Annotated in this window: 13 protein-coding genes; 12 read left to right on the top strand and 1 reads right to left on the bottom strand. The window is 42.8% G+C overall.

Going from position 1 to position 24,762, the window contains the following annotated elements; all coding sequences use genetic code 11:
• The first annotated feature begins 8 nt into the window (after positions 1 to 8).
• The 12 genes from BFS30_RS09230 (at position 9) to BFS30_RS09285 (ending at position 24,053) form a co-directional block, all read left to right on the top strand.
• Positions 9 to 1,586: a RagB/SusD family nutrient uptake outer membrane protein gene (locus tag BFS30_RS09230; protein ID WP_069379019.1), complete on the top strand. Its 1,578-nt coding sequence runs from the start codon at positions 9 to 11 to the stop codon at positions 1,584 to 1,586.
• Between the two features lie 30 nt (positions 1,587 to 1,616).
• A complete protein-coding gene (locus BFS30_RS09235) occupies positions 1,617 to 2,825 on the top strand; it encodes a glycan-binding surface protein (RefSeq protein WP_069379020.1) in 1,209 nt (402 codons plus the stop codon).
• 23 nt (positions 2,826 to 2,848) lie between these two features.
• Complete coding sequence (locus BFS30_RS09240) at positions 2,849 to 4,324, top strand: cellulase family glycosylhydrolase (RefSeq protein ID WP_157262895.1); 1,476 nt, start codon at positions 2,849 to 2,851, stop codon at positions 4,322 to 4,324.
• Between the two features lie 15 nt (positions 4,325 to 4,339).
• Complete coding sequence (locus BFS30_RS09245; RefSeq protein WP_069379021.1) at positions 4,340 to 6,274, top strand: sialate O-acetylesterase; 1,935 nt, start codon at positions 4,340 to 4,342, stop codon at positions 6,272 to 6,274.
• Between the two features lie 14 nt (positions 6,275 to 6,288).
• The gene (locus tag BFS30_RS09250; protein WP_083252298.1) at positions 6,289 to 7,800 is read left to right on the top strand and encodes a family 43 glycosylhydrolase; all 1,512 of its coding nucleotides are present in this window, start codon (positions 6,289 to 6,291) and stop codon (positions 7,798 to 7,800) included.
• A 19-nt stretch (positions 7,801 to 7,819) separates the two neighbouring features.
• A complete protein-coding gene (locus BFS30_RS09255) occupies positions 7,820 to 10,246 on the top strand; it encodes a sugar-binding domain-containing protein (RefSeq protein WP_069379022.1) in 2,427 nt (808 codons plus the stop codon).
• Positions 10,247 to 10,265: 19 nt separating this feature from the next.
• Positions 10,266 to 12,065: a glycoside hydrolase family 2 protein gene (locus tag BFS30_RS09260; RefSeq protein WP_069379023.1), complete on the top strand. Its 1,800-nt coding sequence runs from the start codon at positions 10,266 to 10,268 to the stop codon at positions 12,063 to 12,065.
• Between the two features lie 9 nt (positions 12,066 to 12,074).
• Positions 12,075 to 14,162: a beta-galactosidase gene (locus tag BFS30_RS09265; protein WP_069379024.1), complete on the top strand. Its 2,088-nt coding sequence runs from the start codon at positions 12,075 to 12,077 to the stop codon at positions 14,160 to 14,162.
• A 109-nt stretch (positions 14,163 to 14,271) separates the two neighbouring features.
• Positions 14,272 to 18,462 (top strand): hybrid sensor histidine kinase/response regulator transcription factor, encoded by a 4,191-nt coding sequence (locus BFS30_RS09270; RefSeq protein ID WP_069379025.1) that lies wholly within the window; start codon positions 14,272 to 14,274, stop codon positions 18,460 to 18,462.
• A 103-nt stretch (positions 18,463 to 18,565) separates the two neighbouring features.
• Entirely contained in the window at positions 18,566 to 21,382 is a 2,817-nt protein-coding gene (locus BFS30_RS09275) for a TIM-barrel domain-containing protein (RefSeq protein WP_069379026.1), read from the top strand.
• A gap of 39 nt (positions 21,383 to 21,421) precedes the next feature.
• Entirely contained in the window at positions 21,422 to 23,623 is a 2,202-nt protein-coding gene (locus tag BFS30_RS09280) for a glycoside hydrolase family 3 C-terminal domain-containing protein (protein WP_069379027.1), read from the top strand.
• A gap of 70 nt (positions 23,624 to 23,693) precedes the next feature.
• Positions 23,694 to 24,053, top strand: a complete 360-nt coding sequence (locus tag BFS30_RS09285) for a DUF2200 domain-containing protein (RefSeq protein ID WP_069379028.1) — start codon at positions 23,694 to 23,696, stop codon at positions 24,051 to 24,053.
• 55 nt (positions 24,054 to 24,108) lie between these two features.
• On the opposite strand, the gene BFS30_RS09290 is transcribed toward BFS30_RS09285, so the two are convergent.
• On the bottom strand, positions 24,109 to 24,636 hold the full coding sequence (locus BFS30_RS09290) for a DinB family protein (RefSeq protein WP_069379029.1): 528 nt from the start codon (positions 24,634 to 24,636) through the stop codon (positions 24,109 to 24,111).
• Positions 24,637 to 24,762: the final 126 nt, after the last annotated feature.

Below are 24,762 nucleotides of genomic sequence, written 5' to 3' on the forward strand. Positions count from 1 at the left end.
CTATAACTATGAAACTGATTAAAATATACCTCCTCATTTTGTTTGTCATTGCCATAACAAGCGGTTGTAAAAAAGATTTCCTTAACCGGCCACCCTTGTCGCAAATCACAACGGATAATTTTTATAAAAGCTCTTCTGACTTAAGACTTGCTACCGCTGCACTGTACGCTCAGCCATGGAACGATTGGAATAGTTTTCCCTTGCTCGGCATTGGCGATATTCTAAGTGGCAATATGTTGCAGCCTTATAACGCCGATCTGGCCCAGCTGGCCTCATTTTCGATCACCAGTGATAATGGACAACTGAGTACCTCATGGCGCTGTTTTTACAAAATAGTAGCCCATTGTAATGCCAACATCAAAGCAATCAATACGAAATTGCCGGATAGTGTACCTGTAAAAAATAAAAATGGCGCACTTGCTGAATTAAAGTTCTTGCGTGCTACAGCGTATTTTCACCTGGCTCAGCTATGGGGTGCAGTGCCTATTATTGAGGATAATGATCAACTCATCAAAGATCCCTTATTGCCACGTCACCTGCTTAGTGATGTTTATAAATTTATAATTAACGATTTAAGGTTTGCTACAGCTTCTTTACCAAATCGTGATCAGCCTGGTCGCGTCACTACCTGGTCTGCTCAGGGCATGTTGGCTAAAGTATATCTGACGAAGGCAGGAATTAGTGGGAGCAGGAACCAGACAGATTTGGACAGCGCTGCTTTTTATGCAAAAAATGTGATCAATACCAGTGGATTAATGCTTCTGCCAAGTTATTATAACCTATTCAAGACACAATATAATGATAATCCGGAATCGCTTTTTGCCTTCCAGTGGGCACCGGGTGTAGGTTACGGCAATGGTAATGCAATCCAGACCCAATTTGCACCAAGTAGTGCTGTGGTGCCTCCGGGTGGTGGCTGGGGCGGTGCGATCGGGCCAACCTTTGACCTGGATAGCCTATACGCTCCGCAGGATTCCATACGCCGTAAAGCTACTTTTATGCTCACAGGTGATCATTATCCCGAACTGAATGCAGCAGGAGGCGGGTATACTGCAACAAGTTGCAGTGTTAAAAAGCATATTGTCGGTACAGCAGTCGATAATAATTCACCAACAATGGACATTTGGTCCTCTACCGAACACAATACCGTATTGCGTTTGGGAGATGTCTACTTAGTATACGTTGAAGCCTTATTAGGCAACAATAGTTCAACCGCAAACCCTGAGGCATTAAGAGTTTTCAATATGATCAGAAAAAGAGCTGGTATTGACGAGGTAACTAATATTACAACAGAATCACTTAGGAATGAAAGGAGAATTGAACTGGCATTTGAAGGGCAGTACTGGTTTGACCTGGTTCGCCTTTCCTATTATAATCCACAAGGAGCTATTACCTTGCTGAACAATCAGATTCTAAAGAATACCAGGGTGCAGTTTACTTATAATCCCTCCACTGGTGTAAAAACAAAATCTGCTAATGGCATGGTAATCACTCCACCAACGATTGCCACGTTTACCTTGCCGATACCGGCTACAGAGATTACAGCAGACCCCAAATTATTGGGTGCTCCGGTGGCGTATTACTAACCTGAATTATTTATTATTTAATGATAAAATATGAAAAAGCTATTCAACAAGGCAAGTAACTGTTTATTACTTGTTTTATTTGCAACGATGTTCTTCATACAGCAGGGTTGTAAAAAAGATAAATCATCGTCTTCCGGTGCCCCTGTTATTACGGGTGTGCGTAATTATGTAGCCAGCCCCGGAGATTCCCTTTTAACTAGTGTAGGTACCGGAAAGTGGATTGTCATTTCAGGCCAGAACTTAAAAGGTACACTTCAGATTTATTTTAACGGGGTGAAAGGCTCGTTTAACGATGCCTGGTTTTCAGATACAAGTGCTATTGTACTATTGCCTGATGTGATTGCCTTTCCGTTGGTAGAGGCTGCTCAGCTGAATACTATACGGTACATCACGACCCATGGAGAAACTACATTTTCTTTTCCTATTGTAGCTCCTGCCCCTACAATTTCCGGCATATCTAACGAAAGTGCCAACGCAGGTGACTCTGTTAAGATCAATGGATTTAACTTCTTTTTTATCCAGCGCGTCAGTTATGCAGGAGTTGAGGTTACAGGTTTTAAAGGTTCCAGCGATGGTACTTCTATCAGCATGAAGGTGCCGGCAAGTGTTTCAACAGGCGGGCCGGTAACCGTAGTCACAAAATCGGGCTCGGTCACTACCTTTTATCATGTCCACGATTACGTGACTGGCGTATTGAATAACTACGATGGGGTAAACAATTTTTCATGGGGATCTCCTGTTTCAAACAGCGCAGTGGATTTTCCTGGAAATAATGGCAATTACGGAGTGCTGAAGGCGTCAAATATACCCGGCGGAAATGGAAATTGGTGGGATAACGGACGGTCAATGAATGCGGATGGAGTACAATGGGTACCGGTCGCTAATTTAAAGGACACGCTAAATAATTATGCGTTAAAGTTCGAAATGGCAGTTAATAAGCCATGGATAAATGGTTCCATTCAGATCGTAAAAGATTATACCTGGACTTACTCTGCCCTTTATCGCCCTTGGAGAAACAGCAATGGTTCAATCACGCCATTTAAAACAAAGGGCTGGCAAACCGTTACGATTCCATTGTCAAATTTTTTAAACAACAGCTTGCCAGCTTCTACACTAACGGCTTTATTGGGGGAGACCGGAAAAGGTGCTATTAACATTACGTTTATCAATGACGGTACAACGATAGTTGCTGATTTTGAAGCGGCTATAGACAATATACGCGTAGTAAAAGTAAAATAAATTCAAACCCTAAATATCAACCAATGAATCATCCCCTAACTTTAAAAATTAAATCGCAGCAGTCTTTCTTTGTATTGCTGCTGCTGATTACCTTGCTGACTTCATTCTGTAAAAAGAAAGAAGAAGTTCAGCCGCAACTCAACGTTTCTTTATCTGAACTTGCATTTCAGCCGGAAGGAGGAATCTCCAGTATCATTGTGACCAGTAATAGTAAATGGAGTGTTAACAATCCAGGAGCTACATGGTTACAACTAGATCAAACAACAGGAAATGGCGGAAGTACAACCTTGAAACTGACCGCAGTACCTAATGGTACGGGAGTTTCCCGTTCTGCTACGCTGATTGTTACTTCGGGCGGGCAGGCCAGACGGGTTAAGCTGTCTCAGGTAAGTGATCTGTATCCTTCGTACAATACATCTCCCAAAACGCCTGATGCAACAGGCATGGGAAGCAACGCCGTCCAATTGGCTGCAAAAATGCATTTGGGATGGAATATCGGTAATACCATGGAATCTCCAGGTGGCGAAACTGGCTGGGGAAATCCGCAGATTACGGAATCCTATGTGAGATTTTTAAAGCAGACAGGCTTTAATGCGGTAAGGCTTCCATGTGCTTGGGACTGGCACCATTTAAGCGATCGGTCGAAAGCGAAAATTGACCCTGCATGGCTTAGCAGAGTGAAAGAGGTGGTTCAGTATTGTGTAAACAACGACATGTATGTATTGCTCAATATCCACTGGGACAACGGCTGGCTGGATGCTAATATCAATAACCTGAAGAAAGATTCGGTTAACGCTAAGCAAAAAGCACTTTGGGAACAGATCGCTACTACAATGAGAGACTTTGATGAGCATCTGATGTTTGCCAGTGCTAATGAACCTCCGGCTGAAAATGCAGAACAGATGGAAATACTCAATAGTTACCACCAGACATTTATCAATGCAGTTCGCTCTACCGGTGGCAGGAACAGTTATCGGGTGTTGGTTGTTCAGGGACCTGGAACTGATTTCGATAAAACCGACAGATTGATGAATACGCTTCCAACAGATCAGATTTCTAATCGCATGATGGTGGAAGTGCATAATTACACCCCCGCTCAATTTACGATCTTAGATCAGGATGCAAGCTGGGGGAAGATGTTTTACTATTGGGGGGCAAGCCATCACTCTACTATTCAGCCCGATCGTAATCCAACCTGGGGGGGAGAAAGTGAACATATCAGGGTATTCGGCCTGATGAAAGCCAAATTTATAGACAAAGGGATCCCGGTACTCATGGGTGAATACGGGGCTTATAGAAGGGGGAATTCTCAAAATGTTCCCTTAGATCTGAACACACACAATGATGCAGTAGATTATTGGAATCGGTATGTAACTAAACAGGCCATCCAGCATGGTCTTAAGCCTTTCTTTTGGGATACCGGGGCTGCATTGGATCGCAGAAACAACAGGGTGCTTGATCAGCGTACGATAGATGCCATCCTTGCGGGCTCCAGGTAAAATCGATGAGATAAGATGAAAAAAACACTTTTTATAATATTCCTTTTTATTCAGGTACAGAGTGATGCTCAGATTACTTTGCCAAAAGTATTTTCGGATCATATGGTTCTGCAAAGAGATCTTGAAATTCCTGTTTGGGGAAACTCGGCTCCGGGTGCGCATATCCTGGCAGAACTTGGAAAATCCCAAGCCACTGCAACAGCAGATCGGAATGGAAAATGGAAGCTTCGTTTCCCAACATTTAAAGCAGGTGGTCCCTACGAACTCAAAATTTCTGAATCCGGGAAACCGGATTCAGAAATTAGACTGAAAGGAGTGCTGATCGGAGATGTCTGGTTTGCTTCCGGGCAGTCCAATATGGAATGGGCTGTGCAACAGGCTCAGGATGCGGATCAGGAAATTGCAAGTGCCAACTATCCTGAAATCCGTTTACTTCAGGTAGCGCATGATCAGCAATTAACCCCTCAGCAGGATATCTTGTCCGGAAAATGGAAAGTTTGTAATCCTGTAAATGTATCACAGTTCTCAGCCGTTGCGTATTACTTTGCCCGAATAATTCATAAGGATCAGCAGGTTCCGATCGGCATTATCCAAAGCACATGGGGAGGTACGCCGATAGAATCCTGGACTAGCCGCGACAAATTGCTTAGCGCTGCAGTCACCCAAAAAAAAGCACTCGCAAATGATACACTCAGTCAGCAGCATTTTGTGAAAGATAGTCTTGACCTGATCCGCTTCTGGGATATAGTATATCATCCACAGCATAATACCGATAAGATCATACCGGAACCAAAGTACGATGACGCGAGCTGGCCGGTTGTTGAAATGCCCCGGCTGATTAAAGATTTTGGCATCGGACCTTATGAAGGGATGCTTTGGTTGCGTAAAAAACTCATCCTGCCCGAATCTTTTTCCGGAAAAGAATTGACATTGCATATCGGGCATCCCGAGATGAATTACTCTCTATATTTCAACGGAAAGGAAGTCTGTAAAACTAAATGGAATAGCGAGAAGAATCATTCTTACCCCATTCCGGCTGGTTGGCAGAAAAAAGGAGAAAATTTTGTAGCCATCCGATTGGCGATGTTATGGAGCGGGGGCGGATTAAATGCTCCTGCGGAGGACATGTATATTACTGACGGTGCTGCCAGGGTTCCTTTAGCAGGAAAATGGTCCTATCAAAAAGATCTGGAGCCAGGCCTTCCCAAAATATATAATTACCACTATTATCCGTTCTTGCTGTTTAATGCAATGGTGAATCCGGTCATTCCTTACGGGATCAGAGGATTCCTCTGGTATCAGGGAGAAGCGAATGAATCCGAGGCTTATCAGTACCGAAAGTTATTTCCCATGCTGATCACCGATTGGCGGAAACGCTGGGGCCAGGGCGATCTGCCATTTTTGTATGCTCAGCTGGCAAATTTTAAAAAAGTAAAACCGCTTCCTTCCGAGAGTGAATGGGCGGAGCTAAGGGAGGCCCAGACCTTGACATTATCCTATCCCAATACAGGGATGGCTTGCATCATCGACATTGGGGCAGCCGATAACATTCATCCTACCAACAAACAGGAGGTAGGCCGCCGTCTGGCATTGAATGCTAATAAATTGGTATATAAGCAAAATGGCACAGCATCCGGCCCGCTGTATAAAAGTTATCGGAAAGAAGGAAACCGCATCCGGATTAGCTTTACGAATGTCCCGGCTTCGCTTGCTGCCAGGGATGGTAAAAAAATAACAGGTTTTGCGGTTGCAGGTAAAGACAGACAATTCCACTGGGCAAAAGCCGCTATAGCCGGAAAAGAAGTGGTGGTTTACTGTGATCAGGTGTCTGATCCTGAGGCTCTACGCTATGGTTGGGCAGACAATCCCGAATGTAATCTGATCAATTCAGAAGGCTTGCCCGCCATTCCTTTCCGAACAGACAACTGGAAAGGGATTACCCAAAAATGAATAAGTTCTTAAATATGAATAAAATTATAATAACAATCTTTTTGATCCAGTTGAGCTTTTTCGCAAAAGCTCAATATCAAGTGAGTCCAAATGCGAAAGGCCCGGGCTTTTATATGAACCCCATTTTTGCAGGCGATTATCCTGACCCAAGCATATTACGCGATGGGGATAATTATTACATGGTCCATTCATCTTTTGAATATTACCCCGGCTTATTGGTCTGGCATTCAAAAGATCTGATTAACTGGAAACCGGTAACCCATGCTTTGCACAAAAAGGTTGGATCTGTGTATGCACCTGATTTGGTGAAGTATAAAAATAAATTCTATATCTATTTCCCTGCAAACGGTACCAATTATGTGGTAACAGCAGATTCGATTGATGGTAAATGGACTGAACCAATCGACCTGAAAATTGGCAATATTGATCCGGGACATATTACAGACGAGCAGGGCAAAAGGTATTTGTTTTTCAGCGACGGAGGATTTGTGCCCTTGTCTGATGATGGTCTTTCCATTACAGGAAACCAAAAGAGTTCGTACAAAGGCTGGCCGATTCCCCGAGATTGGTCTATTGAGTGTTTTTGCCTGGAAGGTCCTAAGCTTATAAAAAGAGGCAAATACTACTACCTTACCGTCGCTGAAGGAGGAACGGCGGGACCTGTAACTGGCCATATGGTAGTTTCTGCAAGATCAAAATCGCTGTCCGGGCCATGGGAAAATGCTCCTCATAACCCTATTGTCAGAGCGACATCACTATCTGAAAAATGGAGGTCAAAAGGACATGCCACCATAATTGATGACGTGAAAGGAAACTGGTGGATGGTATTCCACGCTTACGAAAAAGACTTTTATAACAAGGGTCGGCAAACAATGCTTCTTCCTATAGAATGGACTAAAGACGGTTGGTACAAAGTGCCGGCTGGCATAACGGATAGTGAACCCATCCGAAAACCAGACCTGGCCCCATCTAAAACTGATTTTAAATTGGACGATAATTTTGAAGGTGATCAATTAAAACCCCAATGGGCATTCTTTGAAGAGCTGGATGTTAATAGGTTTAAACTAGATGGTAATGGTTTGTCTGTGAAGGCGAAAGGGAATTCTATAGGCAATAGTTCTCCCTTATTATGCATTCCGGAAGACCATTCTTATACCGTAGATGTGGAGGTCTCGATTGAAGGAAAAGCGACCGCAGGATTGGCTCTTTTTTACAACAGTACCGCATCTTCAGGTATCCTGGCTAACAATGAGGATATAATAGCTGATTTACGTGGCTGGCAGGTTCGGGCTGAAAAAGAGGTCGTAAACAAACATGTATTCCTTCGTCTTAAAAATATAAACAACACGGTTGATATGTATTATAGCGTTGATGGTGTCAAATGGAATAAAATCGAAAACTCCTTTGAGGTTTCGGGTATGCATCATAATGTACTCAGCGGATTTTTAAGCTTACGGATAGGTCTTTGTTCTATAGGAGAGGGGAAGGTAACGTTTAAGAATTTTAAATATAAACCAATAAAATAAATCATTCCGGATAATTTTTATGAATCTAATCACCAGAAGAATCAACCTATTAACCATCCTATTTTTACTGATCGTAAATTACTTTCCGGGTTATGCTCAGAATAAACCTGATCAGGAACGAAAACAGTTATTTGACTATGATTGGAAATTTATCCTGGCTGATGAGGCCTCAGCCAGATCAACAGATTTTAACGACGCCGGCTGGCGCAGCCTTGATTTGCCACATGATTGGAGTATTGAAGGGAAAATAAAACCTAAAAATCCCAGCGGAGGTGCCGGGGGCTATTTTCCTGCGGGTGTAGGCTGGTATAGGAAAACCTTTAAAGCTCCGGGGGAATGGAAAGGCAAAAATATTTCTATTTATTTTGAGGGGGTATATATGAATTCCGAGGTATTTATCAATGGAAAGTCTCTTGGTGTTCGCCCTTATGGTTATTCTTCATTTAGTTACGACCTGTCGCCTCATTTGAATTTTGGTGGAGAAAATGTCATCGCTGTGCGCGTGGACAACTCTCAACAAATAAACTCCAGATGGTACACCGGATCCGGTATTTACCGCCATGTCTGGATGAGGGTTTCCGATCCGCTGCATGTGGCCGACTGGGGAGTAGCAATCAGCACTCCTATTGTATCCTCAAAAATGGCAACTGTGCAGGTAAAGACACTGATAAAAAACGAAACTGGTTTAGCTCAGAATTTCCTGCTTAGGACTCGTCTGTGGTCTGTAAAATCCGGAAATGCGGGGAACCATAAAATAAAGGTAGAACTGGCAGCTAATACTGAAAAGGAAATTATTCAAACTATAAAAGTAGCGAACCCTTTGTTATGGGCACCGGAAACGCCCAATTTATATCAGGCACAGTCTCAGCTATTAAAAGCTGACCGGGTTATAGACGAAACCCAAACTGGTTTTGGTATTCGTTCCTTAAGGTTTACTCCTGAAAATGGTTTCCAGCTTAACGGAAAAACAGTCAAGATCAGCGGTGGATGTGTACATCACGACAATGGTTGTCTGGGTGCAGCCGCCTTTGACCGGGCCGAAGAACGTAAGGTTGAGCAATTAAAAGCTGCCGGATTTAACGCAGTCAGAACCGCTCATAATCCTCCTTCCGAAGCTTTCCTCGATGCTTGTGACAAGCTGGGGCTACTGGTGATGGACGAAGCTTTTGATGGTTGGAAGGGTGCTAAAAATAAATACGATTACTCCATATATTTTGACCAGTGGTGGAAAAGTGATTTGGAAACGATGGTGTTGCGGGATAGAAATCATCCCTCCATTTTTATGTGGAGTTCAGGCAATGAAGTATCCGAAAGAAAAACCCCCGAAGCCGTGCAAACGGCTAAAATGCTTGCCGCTGCAATCAAAAATATAGATGCAACCAGACCAGTTACTTCGGCGGTTGTCATCTGGGGCGAATGGGAGGTCTTTGATCCGCTCATGGCTGTTCATGATGTTGCCGGTTATAACTATCAGTTGCATAGCGCACCAGCAGATCATAAGAGAATTTCTTCCCGCGTTATTGTGCAGACAGAATCCTATCCAAGAGATGCATTTGCCAACTGGAAACTGGTACAGGACAATAGTTATATTATTGGAGATTTTGTATGGTCGGCTATCGATTACCTGGGAGAATCAGGAATAGGACGCTCCTTCTATTCAGGTCAGGTGCCAGGAGAGAACTGGGACAACGAGATGTTTCCCTGGCATGGTGCTTACTGCGGAGATATAGATCTGACCGGATGGAGAAAACCGATATCACATTATAGAAGCTTGTTATATAATGATACAGAAAAGCTGTACATGGCTGTTCGTGAACCCAATCCGGAACCATTGGAAATCAAAGAAACCAAATGGTCGGTATGGCCTACCTGGGAAAGCTGGACCTGGCCAGGTCATGAAGGGAAAAATATCGATGTAGAGGTATATTCAAAATATCCAAAAGTCAGGCTTTACCTGAACGATAAACTGATCGGCGAAAAGGCAACAGGTCTGGAACAGGAATTCAGAGCTACTTTTTCCGTTCCTTTTATGCCTGGAATACTGAAGGCAACCGGCCTGGAAAACGGTAAGGAAACAGCACCAGTCATCCTGCAAACCTCTGGAAATGCAGCGCTGGCTAAACTGACCGCCGATCGAAAGGAAATATTAGCTAACGGACAGGATTTATCATACGTTACAGTTGAAATAACCGATAAGAATGGGGTCATTCAACCGAATGCGACAAATCGCCTGCATTTCAAAATCGAAGGACCTGGTATAATTGCAGGAATAAGTAATGCTGATGTTAAAGATTACGATCAATATGCGGGCAGTTCAGTTAATGCATGGCATGGGCGGGCACTCGTAGTCATTAGAAGTACCCGTACTACAGGTAATATTAAACTTTCAGTAACTTCCCCTGACTTAACAGAGGCAACTTTAAACATCCGAACCCTGAACAATTAGCAGTATAACCATAATAGTAATGAACAAACTAAAGTCAGTATCCAAAGAATTGGTGTTTATCTTTCTATCAGTTTTTGTTTTTAGCTATGTCTCAAATGGCCAGACAGCAATGATCAATTCCCAATCGAGGCATTTAACAAGTTTGAATGGCGATTGGAATGTGATCATTGACCCTACCGGGCTTGGCGACTGGAGGCAAGTATGGCAGGAGAAAAAGCCGGAGAAAAAAACGGATTTTGTGGAGTACTCATTTGAAGGTGCACCGGTATTAAAAGTGCCGGGCGACTTCAATTCACAAATGCCTGAGCTGACCTATTTTGAAGGTGTGGTCTGGTATAAAAAACAAATCAATTATACGCTTCGAAAAGGAAAGCGACTTTTCCTGTATTTCGGGGCTGTCAATTATAAGGCTGATGTATTTTTGAATGGGGAAAGAATTGGAAGTCATGAAGGTGGTTTTACTCCTTTTCAATTTGAAATCACAGAAAAAATAAAAGACGGGGTAAATGCACTGATCGTAAAGGTGGATAACAAACGCCTGAAAAACGGAATCCCGGGATTAGGGTATGATTGGTTTAATTATGGAGGCATCACCCGGGAGGTAAATCTTATTGAAACCGGCCACACTTATATTGAGGATTACCAAATTCAGCTCCCTAAAGAAAGCCGCAAAGAAATTTCCGGATGGATAAAGTTAAACGGAGCCAATAAGGAACAAGGTCTTAAAGTTAAAATTCCGGAACTGGGCCTGGTTTATTCCACAAAATCGGATAGCTCTGGTATGGCAAGATTGAAATTCCAGGCGTCTTTTAAACCCTGGTCGCCCGATAATCCCAAACTTTACAAAGTGCTTGTGGAAAGCGAGACAGATACCATTGAAGATGAAATCGGTTTCAGGAATATCGAAGTAAGGGGAAATAAAGTATTTCTGAACGGCAAAATGATCTTTCTTAAGGGGGTAAATATTCATGAAGAGAATCCTTATAAAGGGGCAAAAGCATTTTCCAGCGAGGATGCCGTACTGCTATTGAACAGTGCCAAAGAACTTGGTTGTAATTTAGTTCGTCTGGCTCATTATCCGCACAATGAGCACATGATAAAGCAGGCTGAAAAAATGGGACTAATGGTTTGGAGTGAATTACCCATTTACCAGCACATAGAATTTTCGGATACTGCGGTTCCTTTAAAAATGGAACTTATGCTTAAGGAAATGATCCAGAGGGATAGAAACCGCTGTAGTGTGGTAATCTGGAGTCTCTCCAATGAAACTTATACTTCCACGCCGGGAAGGGATTTAGAACTGGTTAGCCTCACCAAAAAATGCAGGGAAGCTGATCCGACAAGGTTGCTCACACATGTGGTGAATAATCAAGCCTACAACAACAATACATTTAAGGTATGGGATACACTTTACCGCTACGCAGATCTCATCTCCCTGAACGAGTATGTGGGCTGGTATGTTCCCTGGCAAGGTAAACCGGTAGATACAAAATGGGAGTTAAACTATCCCGATAAGCCGGTTTTTATTTCAGAATTCGGAGCTGAAGCGCTTTATGGCAGCAAGGGCCCTATTGATGAAGCTGCCTTCTGGACAGAAGAATATCAGGAACAGATTTATATTGATCAGCTAAAAATGTTCAGCACAACTCCCAATTTATGTGGGATAGCTCCCTGGCTTTTATTTGATTACCGTTCATTGGGTAGAATGCACCCGGTTTATCAAAAAGGGTTCAACCGAAAAGGGCTGTTATCTGAAAAAGGGGAGAAGAAAAAGGCTTGGCAAGTCATGCATGAGCATTATTTGAAATACAAAAAATAAATTATTAAGGTGAAAAAATCTATAACACTATTCGTATTAACGATACTTATTTCATTATCGGTTGTAAAATCGCAGGAAGTGAATCCATTCTTCCCGGCAAAGGATCTGATTACAACCGGAATATACTATTATCCGGAACACTGGAAGGAAAGCCAATGGGAACGGGACATCAAGAAGATTTCAGATATGGGCTATGAGTTTGTTCATCTTGCCGAATTTGCCTGGTTTAAAATGGAGCCGAAAGAAGGGCAGTTTGATTTTGCCTGGCTGGATAAGGTGGTCGCCCTTTGTGTCAAACATAAACTTAAAGTGCTCATGTGCACACCATCGGCAACTACACCAGCCTGGATGAGGGTAAATTATCCTGAAACATTTGTGATGGACGGGCATTATATCCGGGCCGAGCATGGGACGAGGGGGCTTGGCTCAATCGTCAACCCTAAATATCGGTTGTTTGTAGAAAAGGTGGTTACGGAAATGGCAAGGCGCTACGGACAAAATAAAGACGTGATCGGGTGGCAGCTGGATAATGAACCGGATGCCAAACCAGATTATAGCCCTTCATCGCAGGAGGCTTTCAGGCAATGGCTAAAAAATAAATACAAAACGGTTGAGTCATTAAATGATGCCTGGGGTACAGCGTTCTGGAGCCAGTGGTACAATAACTTTAACGAGGTGATGATCCATAATACCAACCTGGTGGGTTGGTGGGGAAACAACCCTCATGCCTTACTCGATTTTAAGCGTTATTGTGCGGATGCTCAGGCCGAATTTCTTGATTTTCAGGCCGGCACCTTGCGTAACTACATTTCAAAGAATCAATACATCACCACTAATTATACTGCAGTTTCTCCGGGGTCTGATGCGGGAAGAACAAAGAAACTCGATTTTGCAGCCTACACCGCTTACCCTAACGGAGGCAGTGACAATATCGGGGAGCTTGGTTTCAGATTGGGAGACAGTAAAGTGATCCTTTTTGCATCAGCCTATTTTAAGCACTTGGGAGGGGTATCTGGAGTCATGGAGATCCAGCCGGGGCCGGTAAACTGGGGAGCATATAATCCGCTTCTTTTGCCCGGAACCGTACGCATGTGGTTGTACCATACCTTTGCTGCTGGAGGGAAACTGGCCTGTTCCTATCGGTTCCGGCAGATTTTGTACAGCTCCGAGCAATACCATGCAGGGGTCATTCAAACAGATGGGGTTACGCCTTCGCCCGGGGGTGAGGAGTATATCGAATTCATGAAAGAAATCAAGGAGCTGCGGCAGCAATACAGGCCGGGTGTTAAGGTGCCGGAAAAACTTGCCGCGAGGTCGACTGCAATTCTTTGGAACCTGGAAAACTATTGGACGATCGAAAGGCAAAAACAAACTACACAGTGGAATACCTGGAATTACCCGGTTAAGTTTCTGGAAATGGCGAAGTCTTTAGGCGCCCAGGTTGATGTGATACCTGAAACTACCGATTTGTCGGATTATAAAGTAGTCATCGTTCCCGCTTACGAACTGGCGGATGCCGCTTTAATTAAGAAATGGAATAATTATGTGTCCGCCGGAGGGCATTTAATCCTTACCTGTCGCACCGCAACCAAAGATCGTATGGGGCATTTCTGGGAGGCTAAGCCGGCAGCGCCAATCGCTGACCTTATCGGAGCTCAGGTGATCGCAACTGATATGCTTTCAGCTCATGCGAAAGGCGATATCCGGATGAAGTCAAAACATTACAGTTGGAATAACTGGGCGGATTTGCTATCGCCTGAGCGGAATACAGAAGTACTGGCAACCTATGAAAACCAATTTTACAAGGGGAAGGCAGCTGTGGTAAAACGGAGAATCGGTAAAGGGTCTGTAACTTATATCGGCGTAGATACGGACGATTCCAATCTGGAAAAGGACATCTTAAAAAACATCTACGCTGATGCGGGAGCAACCACAGAAGACTATCCGCAAGGTGTTTATGTGTATTGGAGGGATGGTTTCTATATGGCTGTAAATTATTCTTCTGCTGATTATACCATGAAGATCCCGGAAACTTCAAAAGTGTTTGTTGGAGAGAAAATATTAAAGCCTGCAGGCGTATTGGTTTGGAGCGAATAATCGGATCTGAAATACTATAATTCTCAAAAGATATGATGATTTAATCGTAGTTTAGCTATGTTAACAATAAACAACCAATTATAACTGCCTACGGCTTCAGCTTTTACCATTGAGGGATTTTAATAGAAAGATATATGTTTCAGCTTTAGTACTGATCAGCATATTCATCCTGTGCAATCCACTTTTTGCACAGGAAAATGTGTACCGGTTTTCCCATCTGGATATGTCAAATGGCTTATCAGATAATCAGGTTAATGCCATATATAAAGATCATAAAGGGTTTATGTGGTTTGGAACCCTGGCTGGTCTCAACAGATATGATGGGAATGAGTTCAAGGTATTTAAACACAATTCAAAAGATAGTACCAGCATACCGGATGGTTATATTATTAAGATATTTGAAGGGCCGGGGAAAGACTTATGGGTTAAGTCCAGTAATGGTTTTAACATTTATGATCCCTCAACGGAGAAGTTTGAGCGGTTTCAGGACAAGCACTTTAAAAAGTATAAAATCCCCGGAGGATACCTGAGAGATATCAAAACCAATAACCGGGGCAGGTATTATTTTTTTATCGAAAAGCAGGGTATCTTTTGTTACGATGAGAAGAGTAAGGTAACCACCCGTTATGCACATAAGAAAGGTGAGTTACAGTCTTTACATTCAGATCAGATTAATGATTTTGTAGAAGACCTAAAGGGTAATCTATGGGTGATTTACAATGATGGTGTCCTTGATAAATTTAACTTAAAGGAACGAAGAGTAATCAACCGATACCTTGAAGTCAGCAAACGTTTCAGGAAGCAGGAAACTTTCAACCTGAATCATGATTCAGAAGGCAATATTTTTATTTATAGCAGGGGTAATCCTTTCGGACTGTATTACCTTAATGCAGCTAGTGCTCAATTTAGTTATTTTGGGAAAAAGCAAGACCATTCGGGCCTGAGTTCGACCAATGTAAGTGATATCATTGAGGGCGATGATGGAAATATCTGGATAGGAACTGATCATGGCGGAATTAATATGCTGAATAAAAAGACGGGTAAACTCAGCTATATTTTAAGTAAAGAAGACGACCTCAGAGGCTTAAACGATAACAGTATCTCTACTTTATATAAAGACAACAATGGGATCATTTGGATCGGCTCCTTTAAAAAGGGGATTAGTTATTACCATAAAAGCATCTATAAGTTTCCCCAAAGTCAGTATTTAACCGCGAAAAACGCCATACATAAAGATGTGAACTCGTTTGCAGAAGATCATAAGGGAAATTTGTGGATTGGTACAAACGGGGCTGGCCTGTTGTATTTAAACAGGAGCACCGGTCAGATTAAAACTTACCGTAATGACCCGGGAAACAGTAATTCCCTAAGCAGCGATATTGTGGTCAGCCTTTGGATTGATCATTCTGGCCTGTTATGGATTGGCACGTATTTAGGAGGCCTTGATGCTTTTGACGGACAGAAGTTCAAGCATTTTAAGCATTCCGCAGACCCTTCCAGTCTCTCCGATAATCGCATTTATGCATTGTTAGAGGACTCCTCCAGGAGGCTTTGGATCGGTACTTTAAATGGTGGATTGGATTTGTTTGACCGGAACACTAATAAATTTAAGCACTTTAATCCCTCTGTTAAAAACACGCTGAATTCTTATGTCGTTTCTTGTTTATATGAAGATAAAAACAAAAATATCTGGATTGGGACTACAGCAGGTGTTAATATTCTGGATCATAAAACATCCGGATTTAAGTATTTAAAAAACAACAGCAAGGATACAAATAGTCTGGTACAGAATGATGTCAATTCCATTGTAGAAGATGCAAGAGGCTGGGTCTGGATCGGTACCAGGGAAGGTTTGAGCATTTACCATCCCAGGACGGGAAAGTTCAAAAATTTAAGCGAAGATGTTGGTTTGCCGGAAAATACAGTATTTGAACTTCTGGAAGATGAAGACCATCATATTTGGTATAGCTCCCGAAAAGGGCTATACAAGATTTCTGTAATTGCTGAAGGGAAAACGTATAAATTCAGGTATAGTAAATACAACAAATCTGATGGACTGCAAAGTACACAGTTTAATATCAACGCGGTAGCTAAAACAAGAGCTGGCGAGTTAATTTTTGGGGGACCAAATGGCTTCAATATTTTCAGGGCGGGTCAGATCAAAAACAGTCAGGTTCCTTCCGGCTTGCTACTGACTGATTTAGAGGTGTTTAATCATGAAGTTCGTGTTGGAGAAAGTATCAATGGACGTACAATTCTGCCCCAAACCATCACAGAACTTAAGAAGTTAACCCTTAGCTATAAGGAAAATGTCTTTTCAATCAGATTTGCCTTACTTAACTATTTTAATCACCACAAGATAACCTATAGGTACAACCTGGAAGGATTTGACAAGCGCTGGCTTACTGTTCCTTCTGAAATACCTAAAGCTACTTTTACCAATCTCGATCCCGGGGAATACACCTTTCATGTCAAAGCCTTTAATGGAAATGATGTGGTTCCTCTGGCGGAGTCAGAACTGAAGATCATCATTTTGCCTCCTTTCTGGCGCACAACATGGGCATATGTGCTGTACATTTTAGCAATTGGCATGCTGTTGTTATTTATTAGAAGCAGGGGGATCAACAAGCTGAAACGGGAGTTTGCGGTAGTGCAGGAAAGAAACCGCGCCCGGCAATTACGCGAAGAAGATCGTAAGGAAGCAGAAAGGTTGAGGGAACTTGACTTATTAAAAATTAAATTTTTAACCAACCTGAGTCATGAGTTCAGAACACCTATTTCCCTGATTCTTGCTCCTGTAGATACACTTTTGTCGGAAGCTAAAGAGCAGGAACGGAACGGCAAGCTGTCCATGATCAAAAGAAATGCCAGGCGTTTGCTAAACCTGGTAAACCAATTGCTCGACTTCCGTAAAATGGAGGAGCAGGAGTTGCGGCTAAATGAGGGGGAGGGCGAAATCGTGTCTTTTATCAGGGAAGCAACGGATTCTTTTTATGATCTGGCAGAACGAAAACGGATCAAACTGATCTTTAAAAGCGCTGTTGAAAATCTATATGTTTCTTATGATCATGATAAAGTGGAACGGATATTATTCAACTTACTTTCGAATGCTTTTAAATTCACACCAACTGGAGGAACAGTAAGTGTTGAATTACAACAGCTGTTCGATCAGACAAAGGATGACCGGGTTTCAGTGGAGTTGAAGGTGTCGGACTCAGGAATTGGCATCCCAAAAGATAAACAGGAAAAGATCTTCGAACGGTTTTTTCAAAATGAAACTTCTTCTTCCATTCTGAATCAGGGATCGGGTATTGGGCTGTCGATCACGAAAGAGTTTGTGAAAATGCAGGGAGGCGAAATCATGCTGAAAAGCGAGCCTGGTTTGGGCAGTTGCTTTACGATACACCTGAATCTTAGCCCAGTTGCAATAGCAGTCCAGGAAGACAAAGCGATCGGAAATGCGGATTCGCAATGCGGAAATCCAGCCGAAAAGAATCAGGAAAATAACGCTGCGGATAAACGCCTGCGCATCAGAAATGCTCCGGTTGTTTTGCTGGTAGAGGATAATGAGGACTTCAGATTTTATCTTAAAGAGAACCTGAGCTTTTTTTACAAGATCGTAGAAGCATCAAATGGTAAGGAAGGCTGGCAAAAGGCACTTGCCCTGCATCCGCACCTGATTGTTTCCGATATCAGTATGCCTGAAATGAATGGTACTGAATTGTGTGAAAAGCTAAAATCAGACGAAAGAACGAAGCACATTCCAATTATTTTATTAACGGCTTTAACTGCCGAGGAAGAACAACTCAAGGGGCTGGAAACAGGAGCGAATGATTACATGACGAAGCCATTTAATTTCGAAATTCTACATTCTAAAATCAAGAACCTGCTCACACTTCGTCAGACATTTAAAAAAACGTATTCCAGGCACATTGAAATGGCCTCACCAGAGATGGAAATTGAATCAGATGATGCTAAATTTCTTAATACTGCCTTGCTTTATATTGAAACAAATCTTCATAATTCCCAGCTATCGGTAGAGGATTTAAGTAAGCATATGGCGATGAGCAGGGTGTCCTTATATAAAAAGTGCTTAAAAGTTACCGGTAAAACCCCCGTTGATTTTATCAGGTCTGTTAAACTGGAAAAAGCAGCAGTTTTATTGGAAAAAAGTAATAAAACCATTTCCGAGATCTGCTATATGGTGGGTTTTAGTACCCCTAATTATTTTGCTAAGTCTTTTAAAGCAAAATACAATGTCCTCCCTTCTGAATATATCGTAGAAAAGAGAATTGGTTAACATTTCTTCTTACCTCTTTAACATTCCTGCCCCACCTTCAAAATGGGGCACCGTAGTTTTACCCTATTGGCGCGCAAGCTAAACCCGCGTTAATTAACTTTTTATGAAACAATTCCTTTTTTTTATTGCATTCTCACTTATCGTGGGAAAGCTGCTCGCTGCCGATCCAGTCCAAACGCTGGATAATGGCATGAAGCTCCATCCTAAAACCGGAGCGGCCAGGACCATCGAAATAAGTGTGATCAATAGCCGGGTTGTCCGGGTGCAGGCCTCACCGGAAAGCAATATCCCTTTTGTTGCAAGCCTTTGCGTATTGCCCGGACTAACGCCTGCAGTGCCTTTCAAAGTAAGTAGCAATTCAGAATTCGCAGTTCTCTCTACCGATGAACTTAGGGTAAGGGTTTCCCTTCTTACAGGTGAAATTTCATTTATGGACAAGTCAGGAAAAGTGTTGCTTCAGGAGGCAAAAAGGAGTTTTAGTCCTTTTGTGGTTGAAAACGATAAAGGATACACCATGCAACAGGTTTTCTCAGGAATGCCGGGCGAAGCCATTTATGGGCTTGGACAACACCAATCTGAGGACTTCAACTATAAACATAAAAGCGAAGACCTTTTTCAATACAATACAAAAGTAGCGGTGCCATTCATCCTATCTACTAATAACTATGGGATCTTGTGGGACAACTATTCGCAGAGCAAATATGGAGATCCCCGCGATTACAAAGATCTGAATCAGTTTAGCCTGTTTGATAAAGCAGGCAAAGAAGGTGCGCTTACTGCCACCTATACGCAAAAAAGCGGCAATCCGATTGTCCGACGGGAGTCGGCGATTGATTATGAAAACCTGACCACCGTAAAGAAGTTTCCTGCGGACTTTAATTTTAATGATGGTGCTGTGGTTTGGGAAGGAGAGCTCCTTTCGAGCCAAACTGATGTTTACAAATTTAGTCTCTATTATGCAGGCTATACCAAGGTCTGGATTAACGATTCCTTAGTGGTGCCCGAACGTTGGAGAACTTCCTGGAATCCGAACACTTACCGGTTTTCGTTCCCGTTAACAAAGGGGAAACGAGCTAAAATTAAACTGGAGTGGAAACCAGATGGAGGCGTTTCTTATGTTGGTCTTAAAGCGCTTTCTTCCTCTCCATTGGAAAAAAACGGAAACCTGTCCTTTTGGTCAGAAATGGGGGATAAGATGGATTATTATTTTGTCAGCGGTAAAAATATGGATGAGGTGATCAGTGGCTACCGCACGCTGACTGGTAAAGCGAGCATTATGCCAAAATGGGCGATGGGCTTCTGGCAAAGCCGTGAGCGGTACAAGACTCAGGATGAGCTATTGAATGTGGTAAGCGAATATAGAAAACGCAAGATTCCACTTGACAATATTGTGCTGGATTGGAGTTACTGGCCGGAAGATGCATGGGGCAGCCATCAGTTTGACCTGAAGAGATTTCCAGATGCCAAAGGGATGGTAGACACGGTGCACCGGCAAAATGCACATATTATGATATCTGTATGGCCTAAATTTTATACGACAACTGACCATTTTAAACAATTCAGCAAAAATGGATGGATGTATATGCAGGCGGTGAACGACAATGTCCGCGATTGGATTGGTTCCGGTTATGTCGGATCCTTTTATGATGCCTATAACCCGGAGGCCCAAAAGCTTTTTTGGAAACAGATGAAAGATAACCTTTATGTAAAGGGAATCGATGCCTGGTGGATGGATGCTTCTGAGCCCAATGTAAGAGACTGTACCGATATGGAATACCGTAAGAAGCTGTGTGGCCCAACTGCACTTGGATCTTCTTCGAAGTATTTTAACGCATACGCACTGATGAATGCAAAAGCCATCTATAACGGACAGCGGGAAACTGATTCCAACAAACGGGTGTTTTTGCTAACACGTTCCGGTTTTGCAGGCTTACAAAATTATTCCACTGCTACCTGGAGTGGCGATATTGCAACCAGGTGGGAGGACCTGAAAGCTCAGATTCCGGCCGGATTAAACTTTGCGATGTCGGGTATTCCGTTCTGGACGATGGACATTGGCGGATTCTGTGTAGAGAAACGCTATGAAAAAGGCCAGCTTATTTTTGACCAGACCGGTAACGAAAATGCAGATCTTAATGAATGGCGTGAATTAAATTTACGTTGGTTTCAGTTTGGCGCATTTTGTCCCCTGTTCCGCAGTCATGGCCAATTTCCTTACCGCGAGATCTATAACCTGGCACCTGAAGGTCATCCGGTTTACAAAAGCCTTGTTTACTATGATGAGCTTCGCTATCGCCTAATGCCTTATATCTATTCATTGGCAGGAATGGCTTATCATAATGATTATACCCTGATGAGGTCGCTGGCAATGGATTATACCGCTGATCAACAGACTTACGGCATCAGCGACCAATTCCTTTTTGGCCCGGCATTGATGGTTTGTCCTGTATACAGTTATAAAGCCCGAAGCCGTGAAGTTTATTTCCCGGCAGGAACCAGGTGGTATAATTTCTATACCGGCGAACAAATGGAAGGTGGAAAAAAGGTAACCGTAGCAGCAGCCCTGGAACGTATTCCTCTTTTTGTTCCTGCAGGGACTATCTTGCCTGTAGGAGAGGTGATGCAGCATACCGCTGAAAAGAAAGCGGATGATATTGAAATCCGGGTTTATCAGGGTAAAGACAGCAAGTTTAGTTTATATGAAGATGAGGGGACCAATTACAATTACGAAAAAGGTGCTTTTTCTACCATAGATTTTGACTATAACCATACTGATGGTACGCTTTCGATCAGCGACTGCAAGGGGAGCTACGATGGAATGTTAACCCAGCGTACTTTCCGTGTAGTTGCTATTGGTAAAACAACTGCAGCGCCCAGAATTGTTCCCTACAATGGCGTTAAAACAGTGATAAAGCTATAAAAACCGATAACAATAAAATATCAGAAGAATAAACAAATAATGAAATCAATAATTTTAACGATAGCAGGAGCAGGGATCTCGTTGATGGTTGCCGCACAACAGAAACAACCGGTTTACCTGGATGTAAATAAACCCATAGAAGAGCGGGTCGAAAGTGCACTTTCAATCATGACTACCGAAGAAAAAGTGTCCCTTTGTTATGCACAATCTAAGTTCAGTTCGAAAGGTGTGCCACGTCTGGGAATTCCCGAAGTCTGGACTGATGACGGGCCGCATGGGATCCGTGAGGAAGTTCTTTGGGACGAATGGGGCGGGGCAAACTGGACAAACGACTCCTGTACTGCCTTTCCGGCACTTACTTGCCTATCTGCGACATTCAATCCTGAATTGTCCCTGCTTTATGGCAAATCAATCGGAGAAGAAGCCCGTTACCGTAATAAAACGGTGTTATTGGGGCCTGGTATAAACATTTACCGTACCCCATTGAACGGGCGTAATTTTGAATATATGGGGGAAGATCCTTACCTCAGCTCCCGCATGGTGGTGCCTTATATTCAGGGAGTTCAATCCATTGGAGTAGCTGCATGCGTGAAACATTTTGCATTGAACAATCAGGAAGAGTGGCGTGGACATATCAATGTTGATCTTAGCGACCGTGCGTTGTATGAAATTTATCTCCCGGCTTTCAAAGCAGCCGTACAGGAAGGAAAAGCCTGGTCAATCATGGGCGCCTACAATCAGTTCAGAAAGGAACACTGTTGTCATAATGGTTTGCTTTTAAATGAGATACTGAAGAAGGACTGGGGATTTGATGGAGTGGTTGTGAGCGACTGGGGTGGTGTTCATAACACCGATCAGGCGGCGAAGAACGGACTGGACCTCGAAATGGGTACCTATACCAATGGTTTGACCACTAAAGGGAATTTTCCTTACGCTGAATACTATCTTGCCAATCCGTTTCTTAAAGGGATTAAGGAAGGAAAGTATGATATCGCTTTGCTTAACGATAAGGCCCGCCGGATACTTCGTTTAATTTTCCGTACCACGATGAGTGCCAACCGGCCTTTTGGTCGTTTCGTTTCTCCTGAACACAGTGAGGCTGCCCGTAAAATCGCTCAGGAGGGAATTGTACTGTTAAAGAATGAACAACGGTTTTTCCCTGTCCTTCCTGGCAAATTCAAGAAAATTGCTGTCATTGGAGAAAATGCCAGCCGCAGCCTGGTCATTGGTGGAGGATCATCGTCGCTGAAGGTCGCATACGAAAGTTCTCCATTGGATGGATTGATCGCTAAGTATGGGAAAGACCATATTGTTTATAGCCTTGGCTATGCTTCAGGGCCATCTGTATATGGACGGGAAGAACCCTCCAGATTAAATGCAGATTCGCTGATCGCGGCTGCGGTTAAAGCTGCTAGGCATGCCGAGGTCGTGTTCTTTGTCGGAGGATTGAACAAAAATCACTTTCAGGATTGTGAAGGTGGGGACCGCCGATCGATGAGCCTTCCTTTTGGTCAGGATCAACTGATTGATGCCTTGTTGAAAGTCAATAAAAATATCGCTGTGGTACTGCTTAGCGGGAATGCGGTGTCGATGCCATGGATCAATAAGGTGCCTGCTATCGTGCAGGGATGGTACCTCGGCTCTGAAGCTGGAAATGCATTGGCTGATGTCATCTCAGGTGAAGTAAATCCCTCGGGTAAGCTACCCTTCTCTTTTCCGAAAAAGCTGGAAGATAATGCAGCACATGCTTATGGCAAAATCTCTTATCCGGGAGACAGTGTGAACCAATATTATAAGGAAGATATTCTGGTCGGATACCGCTGGTTTGATACCAAAAAAATCACCCCTCAATATGCCTTCGGATATGGACTTTCTTATACCAGTTTTGATCTGGGAACGCTTTCTGCTGATAAATCGATCTATAGTAAGGATGAGGTTATTAAGGTCCGGTTCAGCGTAAAGAATACAGGATCTCAGGATGGTGCCGAAGTTACTCAATTGTATGTAAATGACCCGGTGTGCACGGTCAGTCGTCCGGTAAAAGAGTTAAAAGCTTTTAAAAAGGTATTCCTGGAAGCCGGAGAAACGAAATCTGTTGAAATGGAAATAAAAGTCGCGGATCTTGCTTTCTATGATGAGGGTAAAAAGGATTGGAACATCGAGGCCGGAGACTTTGTTCTTCAGTTGGGAAACTCATCAGCTAATATTTCTCAAAAGCTGAAAATAACGGTAAAGGAATAGATGGTAACGTTTGTGATGTCTTCAAAAAAATTACTTTTGTAAAGTATTGAAATAATGTAAGATAATCAAAATGAAAACCGATTACACAAGGGTGTTTAAAATGTCTTTTGCAAGTGTCTATCCCCATTACATTCAAAAAGCGGAGAAAAAAGGACGCACAAAAGCAGAACTGGATGAAATTATATTCTGGCTTACAGGCTATAACGAAGAAACATTGCAACATCACATTGACCATAAAACTGATTTCGAAAATTTCTTTGCGCAGGCCCCGCAGATCAATCCCAATGTGTCAAAAATCACAGGTGTAATCTGTGGATATAGAGTAGAAGATATAGAAGATGAACTGATGCAAAAGATCCGATATCTGGATAAATTAGTGGATGAACTGGCGAAAGGTAAGAAAATGGAGAAGATTTTGAGAAAGCCTTAGATTTTCTAAGGCTTCCTTGTTTTCAATACTTTGCAGGTTTAATTCTCTGCTAATATTAAAACAGTTTTTCCTGTGGAGGTTTAACACCTGCCAGTCGAAGGTATACCGTTGTTTGACCCCTGTGATGAGCCTGATGTTCAAAAGCTTTAGCGAAGGCTGCTTTTTTAGACAGATCAAATTTTCCAAACAATTTGATCGCTTCGTCTGCTTGTGCCTCAGGCATATTTTTTATCTGATCAATCACAAAATCATAGCTTGCCAGCACTAAGCTGCTCACGTTTGCCTTTGATTTATCACTGGTTTTTTCCAATTCGCCCTGACCAACGGGGCTTTTTGCACCAGTTGCTGCTGAAGCAAATGCATAGTTGGCATCGCCCAGGTGTAATACCTGCTCTGCAAAAGATCGCATTTCTGGTGTAGGCTTTAAGGCATACCCGCTTTCTGGCATGGCATCCAGGTATTCTTTAGTATAAGCCTTTGACCTTTCCCAGTCCTTTACCAGATCAGCTACTGTTCCTTGCGCCTTTGCCAATTGACTGCCTACTACTAAACATAGTACAACTACCAAACTTTTAAGTTTCATATTTTTTAGATTTAGGGTGAATATTTAGATTTTCATAAGAAATTTGATGTTTACAGGAATCCTGAATTTGCGCCAATGTCAAATTTACGAGAAAATTATGGGCTCTTGGATAGGGTAAACTGGACA

It is taken from the genome of Pedobacter steynii, assembly GCF_001721645.1.
Lineage (GTDB): Bacteria > Bacteroidota > Bacteroidia > Sphingobacteriales > Sphingobacteriaceae > Pedobacter > Pedobacter steynii_A.